Origin of the sequence: Pseudoalteromonas sp. S16_S37, assembly GCF_014694405.1 — a bacterium.
In the GTDB taxonomy this organism is placed as follows: Bacteria; Pseudomonadota; Gammaproteobacteria; order Enterobacterales; family Alteromonadaceae; genus Pseudoalteromonas.
On sequence record NZ_JAAUWV010000091.1, the window covers coordinates 1 to 9,787 of the forward strand.

At 41.6% G+C, this 9,787-nt stretch carries 8 protein-coding genes; 5 read left to right on the top strand and 3 right to left on the bottom strand.

What is annotated here, in order from left to right; all coding sequences use genetic code 11:
- The first annotated feature begins 308 nt into the window (after positions 1 to 308).
- The gene (locus HC733_RS21130) at positions 309 to 722 is read left to right on the top strand and encodes a hypothetical protein (protein WP_190366960.1); all 414 of its coding nucleotides are present in this window, start codon (positions 309 to 311) and stop codon (positions 720 to 722) included.
- A gap of 137 nt (positions 723 to 859) precedes the next feature.
- Here the strand turns inward: HC733_RS21130 and HC733_RS21135 are convergent, their stop codons facing one another.
- Positions 860 to 2,959, bottom strand: a complete 2,100-nt coding sequence (locus tag HC733_RS21135; RefSeq protein WP_190366961.1) for a hypothetical protein — start codon at positions 2,957 to 2,959, stop codon at positions 860 to 862.
- A 137-nt stretch (positions 2,960 to 3,096) separates the two neighbouring features.
- On the opposite strand from HC733_RS21135, the gene HC733_RS21140 reads away from it, so the two are divergent.
- Positions 3,097 to 4,782, top strand: a complete 1,686-nt coding sequence (locus HC733_RS21140) for an MFS transporter (RefSeq protein ID WP_190366962.1) — start codon at positions 3,097 to 3,099, stop codon at positions 4,780 to 4,782.
- 208 nt (positions 4,783 to 4,990) lie between these two features.
- On the opposite strand, the gene astB is transcribed toward HC733_RS21140, so the two are convergent.
- Positions 4,991 to 6,331, bottom strand: coding sequence for an N-succinylarginine dihydrolase (gene astB, locus HC733_RS21145; RefSeq protein WP_190366967.1), 1,341 nt, complete (start codon positions 6,329 to 6,331; stop codon positions 4,991 to 4,993).
- A gap of 156 nt (positions 6,332 to 6,487) precedes the next feature.
- On the opposite strand from astB, the gene HC733_RS21150 reads away from it, so the two are divergent.
- The 3 genes from HC733_RS21150 to arsJ are packed head-to-tail and all read left to right on the top strand — an operon-like array spanning position 6,488 to position 9,064.
- Entirely contained in the window at positions 6,488 to 6,838 is a 351-nt protein-coding gene (locus HC733_RS21150) for a metalloregulator ArsR/SmtB family transcription factor (protein WP_190366963.1), read from the top strand.
- A 13-nt stretch (positions 6,839 to 6,851) separates the two neighbouring features.
- Positions 6,852 to 7,862, top strand: coding sequence for an ArsJ-associated glyceraldehyde-3-phosphate dehydrogenase (locus HC733_RS21155; protein ID WP_190366964.1), 1,011 nt, complete (start codon positions 6,852 to 6,854; stop codon positions 7,860 to 7,862).
- Positions 7,863 to 7,867: 5 nt separating this feature from the next.
- Positions 7,868 to 9,064, top strand: a complete 1,197-nt coding sequence (arsJ, locus tag HC733_RS21160) for an organoarsenical effux MFS transporter ArsJ (protein WP_190366965.1) — start codon at positions 7,868 to 7,870, stop codon at positions 9,062 to 9,064.
- A gap of 110 nt (positions 9,065 to 9,174) precedes the next feature.
- On the opposite strand, the gene HC733_RS21165 is transcribed toward arsJ, so the two are convergent.
- Positions 9,175 to 9,330, bottom strand: coding sequence for a hypothetical protein (locus HC733_RS21165; protein WP_190366966.1), 156 nt, complete (start codon positions 9,328 to 9,330; stop codon positions 9,175 to 9,177).
- Between the last annotated feature and the right edge of the window lie 457 nt (positions 9,331 to 9,787).

A 9,787-nucleotide genomic window follows, 5' to 3' on the forward strand; every position in this document is an offset into this window, starting at 1 on the left:
CTTTTTTTATTTAGCGATTCATAAGATCACTAAACATCATGAATGTTCCCCACATTTTCCAAAATTTCTAAAATCTCCATCTTATTGATATATAAACACTAGTTTTGGGGATACCTTAGCCTAGTGTGGTTAAAATAGCGTCGTAAAACTGTTTTGACTGGGCAATATCATTGGCCCCTAACATAATGTGACTAAACATAATCTTCCTTTTTGTTATCTTCCAACAATGCTAATTTGCTATATTTGATTTAGGTTGTCGACCATTTGGTGACTGTTTAAATCAAAATTCATATTAGGGGCTAAGGGTTATGAGCGTGTATGCCAACTATAAATTACCTGTGTTAGCAATAAGCGCTGCGCTTTACTTGGTGTCGCTATGCCTACCGGCCTTACATTTTGCGCAGCAATCGCCACTGGCTGGCTATTCACTGTTATTATGGGGATGGTGGGGGGTGGTTACATTAGACCTAGCATGGTTTGCAAACCCTCTATTCATCATCGCTTTTGTGCATTGTTATTTAGAAAGATATAAGCGCGCAGCGATATATTCAGGCGTATCGCTGGTATTGGCTTTGAGCTCATTTACAGCCAAACAATGGTTTTTTAACGAAGGAGGAGGCACCCCCATCACAGGGTTGGGAATTGGCTATTATGTTTGGATAATTGCCATTATTATCCTACTCACTTTAAGCATTATATTAGAGAGAAAAACAAGAACGTAAACCCAGCAACATAATAATTAACGCGGTGCTTAGAATCGTTTTAATACTCAGCGAATAAAATATAGGCCTTCGCTGATAAAGAAGGCCAACTCTGTGACTACATTCCAACTAATTGCCAATATAACGCGAAAAGATGTTTATTTGGCAATCGATTTTGATAACAACAGTGGCTCACCATCTACATCTAAAGTTGCTTGTACTATCAGTGTTCCTGCTTTCAATTGGGCTAAATTTGCGATATCTGGTGACCAAGATTTTTGCTCATATGGTTCAATATTTACCTGCTTTGTCCAAAGTGTTTGGCTTTGTTCTGGGTGCTCATACGAATAAAAAGATACTGACAATGTGCCACTCGTTTTACCAGAGTAAGGACCAGATATAGTGATAGTCAATTCGCCATCGCTTTGTACATTCATCTGCACGCCGTCAAAAGAAGCATCATAGCGCGGGGAAGGGCGAACATTGGATGTTTTTTGCTTTGCTAAAGTGCGCCACTTTGCTTGTAAATTATCCAATTGGCGAATCAAATCATTATGCTCACTGGGCTTATCTAGTTTTTTAGCCAAATTGGCCAATAGTGCACGACAACCGTTGAGTTGCTCTAACGCGTCTTCACAAGTATTAAGCAATTCAACGAACTGACTGGTGTTAGAAAAGTACCAAGGATCTGGGTTATTCTCATTTAAAACAGGTAATTTAAAAGTATGGTTATGCAAATAAGGGGTGATTTTGTGATTCATGCCGCGCCCTAACAAGCTAACCTTTTTGTTGTTCAACGCAATGTTTGCCGGCAATTTGAATTTTAAAACTTGGCGATGCTGCTGTGAGTACACCGAAGTTAAAAGCTCCTCGTTACGTTGTCTAATAGCAAAAATTAACGTTTGATTTTGCTTTAAGTCGCTTGTCAATTCAGGCCTTAACGCAAGGGTTTGGTTATCTAAACCCAGTTCAGACAAATCAAACTCAAAGCGGTTTGCTGCAACCAGTTTTAGTGGTAACGATTTATCATTACTGTAAAGCGCTAAACCAATTTCACCTCGCCCTAATTGAGCGTTCTCCAAGTTTAGTTTTGCTGCATATAGCCATTGTTTGTCTTTAATTTGCTTTGGCAGTTCTGGGCTTGGAAAATCAAGCGTTGCATGAAATGTTTTATTATTGAGCGAAATATCAAGCTGGTGATTAGATTGTGCATCGTCACTTCGAAGCCAATAGGCGTTGCCATCTTGCTCCCAGGGTCCCGAAACAATATTAAATGTTGGCCGAACGTTTTCGACAAACTGGGCAAATTGCATTTCTAATGCTTGCCAATCGACAAAGGTGCTTTTTAGCAGCTGATTTGCTGTTGGTAGCGTAAGCTCTGAGTGTGGGTTAAGTGTCATTAAGTTTTGCAAGTAGCGCTTAAAGTACAAGTGGCGCACGGGATCTGACATCAAAAAGTGAATAACAAAAAAGTTGAGGCCTCTTTTAAGTTCAGGGTCGTCATTAATTTGTTCAATCGAAGGTTTGTCGCCCTGTTGGTATTGTTCAAGCCCCGTTGTGATGTAGTTCATCGGCGCTCTATCAAAGACCATAACAGTTAACTGTTTTTTGTCTGGGTCATACACATGGCTAGCGATGGAGTCGGCAAGACCTTCAGTGATCCAATTTGGCGCCCAGGTTGAATGTCCGTTTAACGCCATATGAAATGCATGCATTGTTTCATGGATCACAATGTAACGCTGATGGTGTTCTCTATGGCTTGGGAAGTTATAGCCCGCACGGTTGTAATACATGGTTTCGCCCCCGGCGGTCTTATGTATACCCCGTAAAAAGCCATCATCTAGCATGGCTTCTTTTAATCGAGCGCGGGAGCTACCATACACAACGGCTATGCGTTGATTGTCGATATTTTTGGGCGCCATACCAAATAGCTCAACATAGTGAGGGTAGGCCATTTCTAAAAGTTCGAGGTATAAACGGACTTTTTCTTCAGACAAATCACTCTTTAGAGCGAAATGCTTGCTTACCCACCAGTTATAACCGCGGCTATTACCAATTTTTCCATCGCTGTAAGTGGAAGGAATGGTTTTTCCTAAGTAGGCGATATCAATGTGTTCTAGGGTGCTGGTACGCCCAACAACGCGAACATCGGCACGCATGTTGGCTATATTATCTGTGCTAAAAGCGGCTTGTTTGTCTGTTGTAAGTCCGGTGCAACCTATCGCAAAAAGTATAAAAACTAACAGTATTGTTCGCATTTCGGTGTTCTCATTTTTGTTATTTAAATATATTGTATTCAATATACCTAAAAGATATCAATCAGAATTGTAAAAATGAATAACAAAAAAATACAACAAAACATAAATTTGGTTCTGGATTTTACGTCGCTAATATTATGGAGATATTTGAGCGCTTGGCGTGGTATGGCTTTTTTGCCATATCCTCGATATATATGACCACGCCTGTAAGTCAGGGCGGAGTCGGTTTTAGTGAAACACAACGCGGCGCTATACAAGGGATAATTCCCTTTTTTTTGTATCTATTGCCTGTACTTACTGGGGCTCTTGGTGACAAGCTTGGCTATAAGCGCATGTTTATCATCTCGTTTAGTATTATGGCTCCTTGTTACTTCTTGCTCGGGCAAGTTAAGTCGTTTCCATGGTTTTTTGTGGTATTGAGCGGTATTGCACTCGGAGCTGCCTGTTTTAAACCAATCGTAGTAGGTACCATCGCGCATAGCACCAATGATAAAAACAGGGGATTAGGGTTTGGTATTTTTTACACCATGGTAAACATAGGTGGATTCATAGGTCCTTTAATAGCGGGTTCAATGCGAGCAATTAGCTGGGATGCGGTGTTTATGATGTCAGCGTTTTGGATTGCAATTAACTTTATCCCTGTGCTGATGTTTTATCGCGACCCACCGACATTACAAACCACATCAACAAATCTTAAAAACGTTATAACTCAAGCGCAAACTGTTTTAGGCAATGCGAGATTCGCGCTTTTGGTATTCGTGTCAATCGCGTTATTTATGGCGGCGGGCGTAGGATGGGTAAGTTACGGACAAAGCTTGTTATTAATCTTACTTTGGCTAGGTATCAATGTATTATGGCATCTGCGTGCAAAAGAGCACTCGGCTTGTTGGTGGCGTCAGAAGATTCGTGTAAGTAACGCTCGGTTTGCGATTTATTTGCTTATCTTATCGCTGTTTTGGACAGTGTATAATCAACTGTTTTACACCTTACCCTTATTCATTCGAGATTTTGCAGATACGCGAGATCTAGTGAATTTTGTCGCACTGTTTGGACAAGGCGCGGTAGATTTTTTTGCCTATGTAGACAAGGGTGCGCTGCAACAAGCATTAAAAGAACTTGCCATAACTTTGGCCTCAGCTGAGCCGGTTGACATCGAAGCACTTAGGCTTGAGTGGGTTCACTTGAAAGTGAATGTACCGGTTGAAGATTTAAAAGTCATAGTTTCACAAGTGGCACTTGCGAGTTATTCAAGCAATGGCCTAGAGCCTATGCACATAGACCAATTTACCCAACAGCTGCTGGCATATCGTCAAATTAACCCTGAGTATCTTATAAACCTCGATTTTGCGGCCATCGTGATCTTGCAAATTTTCGTCAGCTACTTATGCCAAAAGTTCAACCCTATGCATGTGCTTGCAGCTGGACTAGTTGTGACCGCATTGGCATTTATGTTGTTGATCAGTGATAAAAACATGCTCAGTGGTTTGACTATCACAACGGTAATTTTACTAATCGCAATTGGCGAGATGTCTACCTCCCCAAAAAGCCAAGAATATGTCGCATTTATTGCGCCCAAAGCACAAACCGCGGTGTATATGGGTTATTACTTTGTGTCTATGGCGCTTGGGTTTTTGTTTGCAGGCTTTTTGTCGGGATGGAGCTACAAAAAATTTGCATTAGAAGCGCAGCAGCCGCAATGGATGTGGGGGCTTTACGCAGGTATCGCCATTGTGGCGTGTATCGCTATGCTTATTTTTAAAGCGGTAAATGCTAAAGAAACAGTGCGCAAGTTAAGAAGCCAAGATGAGTTAAGTTCTATTTAACAGATAAATTCATGAAAAGCTTGATTGTATACAATATACCATGTATGTTATTTTATGTTTCATTTCCACTATTCAACACACATTTAGCAATAATAAAAAGTGTAAATGATGAGTAGCGGACGAGAAGCAAGCACTTTGCACAGGCGAAGTTGTTATTATTTTCCCTAAGTTGTAAGCCCAGCATTGCTGGGCTTTTTTAGTTTTTTGGCTAACGTTGAAATTGATAAACACTGCCAAGCGAAAGTATTTGCGTAAGCTCGTCTAACGCGGTGTGCGTTTCAATAATTAATTGCGGGTCGGCAAGGTCACTGTCTGTTAATTTGTCTCGATAGTGTTTATCTACCCAAGTGATAAGGGCTGAGAATTTATCGTTGCTCATCATCACGTCTGGATTTACTTGCGACAGCTCTTGGCGTGTTAACGCAACTCTTAGCCTTAGGCAAGCAGGGCCACCGCCATTTTGCATACTTTGCCTAAGGTCAAAAAACTTAACTGTGTTGACAGGGTTATTCATGCTTAGCAACGACTCAATGTAGTGGCTAACCTTGTGATTATTTTTACACTCTTCAGGTGCTACCAACATCATGGAGCCATCATCAAGCGTTACTAGCTGACTGTTGAATAAATAGCTACTCACCGCATCTTCAACGCTCACAGATGTGGTTGGCACTTCGATAATGTGAAGTGGTTTAGTACCAGTATAAGCTTGGCTAATCCTATCCAAAGCGCTTGATTGCTCTAAAAATGCCTGCTCGTGGCATAACAACACATTTTCATTGCCAACAGCAATAACATCATTGTGAAACACGCCTTGGTCAATTACATCTGGATTTTGCTGAATAAATATCGCTTGGTTTTCATTAATGGTATTCAATCTCGCGATTGCTTGACTGGCCTCTAGTGTTTGTCTGGCAGGGTATTTTTTTGGTCCTTGTATCGAATTATTAAGGCTACTGGCACCATAAACAAACAATTCAAGCCCTTTACTGCCATGGCTATCACATAAACGGGTGTGGTTTGCCGCACCTTCGTCACCAAAAAATGGTTGTTCAGGTAAGTGAGCGTGATGAACAAAGTAGTCGTCGTTGGCGAACATAGCCTTAAGTAAAGCGGTTGTTGTGTGTGGTTCTAAAGAGCGATGGAATTTATTGTTTAAGTTCGCCGCTGTAAAATGAACCTTGCCGTCAATTGTATCTAAAGAGGGTGAAACGGTTGCTGCATTGGCAGTCCACATCGCCGATGCAGAGTACACCGCGCGAAGTAATACCGGTGACTCTTTTGCTGCTTTGTTGATCACTTGCGTATCATTGCCTGTAAAACCCAAGCGTCTTAGGGCATCTACGTCAGGGCGAGCGTGAGGTGCTAACACACCTTGCTTTAAACCCATATCATGCATTGCTTTCATTTTAGCTAGGCCTTGTAAGGCCGCTTGTTTAGGGTTTGAAACTACATCGGCGTTATTTAATGACGCTACATTGCCATAAGAGAGTCCAGCATAATTATGAGTGGGTCCTACCAGGCCATCAAAATTAACTTCAAAACTGGCCAGATTATTATTCATGTCATGTTCCTGTACTGTTGATGTGTTACTGAGTATGACAACTGTCACCGCATAATCAATTGGCATTCGATTTCATAAGAAAATATTGAATATATGGTTAAACGAATATATGATTTTTCATATATTAAAGTGGTCGAGACAAATATGGACTTACTTACCTTTTACAAAGCACTTGCGGATAATACGCGCCTGCAGTGTTTGCTGTTAATTGAGCAAGAGCAAGAATTATGTGTGTGCGAGCTTATGGCTGCTTTAGAGCTTAGCCAACCGAAAATATCTCGCCACCTAGCACAACTCAGAAAAGTGGGGATGTTAACCGATCGCAAACACAAACAATGGGTTTACTACCGTATTAATGAACAATTACCTGATTGGATAAAAGATATCCTTGCGCAGACGTATCACCATAATCAATCATTTTTACAAACTGCCACTGACAAGCTTAACACTATGGGTTCTCGCCCTGAGCGCATTGCCAGTTGTTGTAACAACTAATCAAGGAACAACTATGAGTATTAAAGTAGGTATTAACGGCTTTGGTCGTATGGGGCGTTTAACAATGCGTGCGTTATACGCGAGTAACAATATTGAAATTGTACATATCAATGACCCAGCTGGCGATGCCACAACCCTTGCGCACTTGATGAATTTTGACTCGGTGCATGGTCGTTGGAATTATGAAGTAGATGCCACTGACGATAGCATGCTTATCAATGGCCACAGCATCACCGTGACGCATAACAAAGAAATAGCGCAAACTGATTGGTCACAGTGTGACTTGGTGATTGAAGCATCAGGAAAAATGAAAACAAAAGCGTTGCTACAAGCCTATTTAGATCAAGGCGTTAAGCAAGTTGTAGTAACAGCACCAGTCAAAGAAGAGGGCGTTTTAAACGTAGTGTATGGCGTTAACCATCAAGATTATGATGTTAGCGCGCATAGCATAGTTACCGCGGCGTCTTGTACAACTAACTGTTTAGCTCCTGTGGTAAAAGTGCTACAGGATAAAATTGGTATTGAGCATGGCTCGATGACCACTATCCATGATATCACCAACACTCAAACCATTTTAGATGCGCCACATAAAGACCTTCGTCGTGCCAGAGCGTGTGGTATGAGTTTAATACCAACCACAACAGGTTCCGCTACGGCCATTACACATATTTTCCCTGAGTTAAAAGGCAAGCTAAATGGCCACGCCATTCGCGTTCCGCTTGCTAATGCATCAATTACCGATTGTGTATTTGAAGTAAGCCGCCAAACAAGCATTGACGAAATCAATGGTTGGATGAAAGAGGCGGCAGAAAATGAACTTAAAGATATTCTTGGTTACGAGACACGCCCCTTGGTTTCAATTGATTATCGAACTGACCCAAGAAGCTCCATTGTAGATGCGCCGTCAACCATGGTGGTTAACGGTACACAGGTAAAAATGTACCTTTGGTATGATAACGAATGGGGCTATGCAAACCGCACAGCTGACCTTGTTCGCTACGTTGTAGCTAAGCGATTTGCGTAACCACTATGATAAGCACGCTTTCTAGTGAGATTAAGCAATACCTCATCATCACTGGTAACTATTGGGCTTTTACGTTAACTGATGGCGCACTACGCATGCTTGTAGTGCTCTACTTTCATCAGTTGGGTTACAGCCCGATTAGCATAGCCATGTTGTTTTTGTTCTACGAATTTTTTGGTGTAGTGACAAACTTGCTGGGTGGATGGCTTGGCGCGCGCCTTGGTTTAAATAAAACCATGAACTTTGGCCTTACATTGCAAATACTGTCACTTGTTATGTTGGCGGTTAATCCGCAGTGGCTGAGTGTAGCTTATGTTATGGCGGCTCAGGCGCTTTCGGGGATTGCCAAAGATCTCAATAAAATGAGCGCAAAGAGTGCGATTAAGTTATTGGTCCCTGAAAATGCAGACAGTACGCTCTACAAGTGGGTAGCACGACTTACTGGCTCTAAAAATGCCCTTAAAGGGGTTGGCTTTTTTATGGGCGGAGCCTTACTTGGCTTGTTTGGCTTTCAAGGCGCACTTTGGGTGATGACGGGCCTGCTTTTGCTTGCCTGGATGTGCAGTCTAATACTGCTTAAGCAAGACTTAGGTAAAAAGAAATTTAAACCCAAGTTCAGTGAGCTATTTTCAAAAAGCCGGCAAATAAATACCTTGTCGGCAGCGCGCCTTTGCTTATTTGCTTCGCGCGACGTGTGGTTTGTTGTTGCTCTACCCGTGTTTTTATCTTCCACCTTTGGTTGGAACCATACGCTGGTTGGGGGATTTATGGCCGCTTGGATCATCTTTTATGGCATAGTACAAGCCAATGCACCTAAAATAACCAACCGCAAAAATAAGCCAACAACACCCGCTAAACAACTGACGTTTTGGGCGCTGCTGCTAACGTTAATACCTGCTGCTATCGCTGTTGCACTTTCAAATCACATAGCCCCAATGTGGGTGATAGTTATCGGCTTACTGTGCTTTGGTGGGGTGTTTGCTATTAACTCATCTTTGCATAGCTATTTGATTGTTAAATTTGCCGACAGTGATGGTGTATCACTCGATGTCGGTTTTTACTATATGGCCAATGCGATGGGGCGGTTAATGGGCACCGTGTTCTCTGGCTTTATCTATCAAAGCTATGGCCTCGAAGCGTGTTTATGGCTATCGAGTTTGTTGCTGCTAGTAACTGTAATGATAAGTAAAAACTTAGATTGATAGCGTTGATTTGCACATAAAGGAGGTAGCAGTACGGTTATCTCCTTTGTTGATTTGTGCCTGAAGGTAATTGCAAAGAGTAGCTAGTTTCGGCTTAACTGACTCTCGATTTAAAAAATTTTTAAGGGATTGCCAAGCACATCTAATGCCTGCGCTTGGATGTTTTGTGCCACATGCTGTTGATTTGTAAGGTGACTAATAAATAGCTCAACGTCAGCGTTACCAAGTGTATTGTGGTGGGGCAACGAATAAACGCTGCTATCCATCTAAGGTAAAACTCTATGGTACGTTTAGCGTATCGACGCATATACATGTGCGCTTGCACCATAATTAAAAAGGGGGACTTCATAAACAATTCCATTTGTTAAAAATACTGTTTTTATTGCCAGTGGTTTGCTGTTTGTCCAATAACATTATTACGGCCCGTTTTGTCCAATTTTGACAGTGCGTTTTTTGAACGGTTCTTATGTTTTGTTTACATTGAAGTTTTTACATGTGAAAATGGGAACACGTAATATGACCCGTTTTGTCGGTATTTATTCCGACATTTTGGGAGAGAATAAGCTGTTGAACTAAGCCGCTACGCGGAGATCCTCTTCTGAATATTTGAGCCACACTTACCTTGGGGTTATCCCATAACTTGGAGGTAAGTCATGAATACACTCATTGAACAAGTCAAAACTGAAATAGCCTATCGTGGTTATTCGCAAAGAACCTCTAAAA

Bases quoted from the DNA above. Each gene is read 5' to 3' on its own strand.
- HC733_RS21130 (WP_190366960.1), top strand. From the start codon at position 309: ATGAGCGTGTATGCCAACTATAAATTACCTGTGTTAGCAATAAGCGCT.
- HC733_RS21140 (WP_190366962.1), top strand. From the start codon at position 3,097: ATGGAGATATTTGAGCGCTTGGCGTGGTATGGCTTTTTTGCCATATCC.
- HC733_RS21135 (WP_190366961.1), bottom strand. From the start codon at position 2,959: ATGCGAACAATACTGTTAGTTTTTATACTTTTTGCGATAGGTTGCACC.
- arsJ (WP_190366965.1), top strand. From the start codon at position 7,868: ATGATAAGCACGCTTTCTAGTGAGATTAAGCAATACCTCATCATCACT.
- HC733_RS21150 (WP_190366963.1), top strand. From the start codon at position 6,488: ATGGACTTACTTACCTTTTACAAAGCACTTGCGGATAATACGCGCCTG.
- HC733_RS21165 (WP_190366966.1), bottom strand. From the start codon at position 9,330: ATGGATAGCAGCGTTTATTCGTTGCCCCACCACAATACACTTGGTAAC.
- HC733_RS21155 (WP_190366964.1), top strand. From the start codon at position 6,852: ATGAGTATTAAAGTAGGTATTAACGGCTTTGGTCGTATGGGGCGTTTA.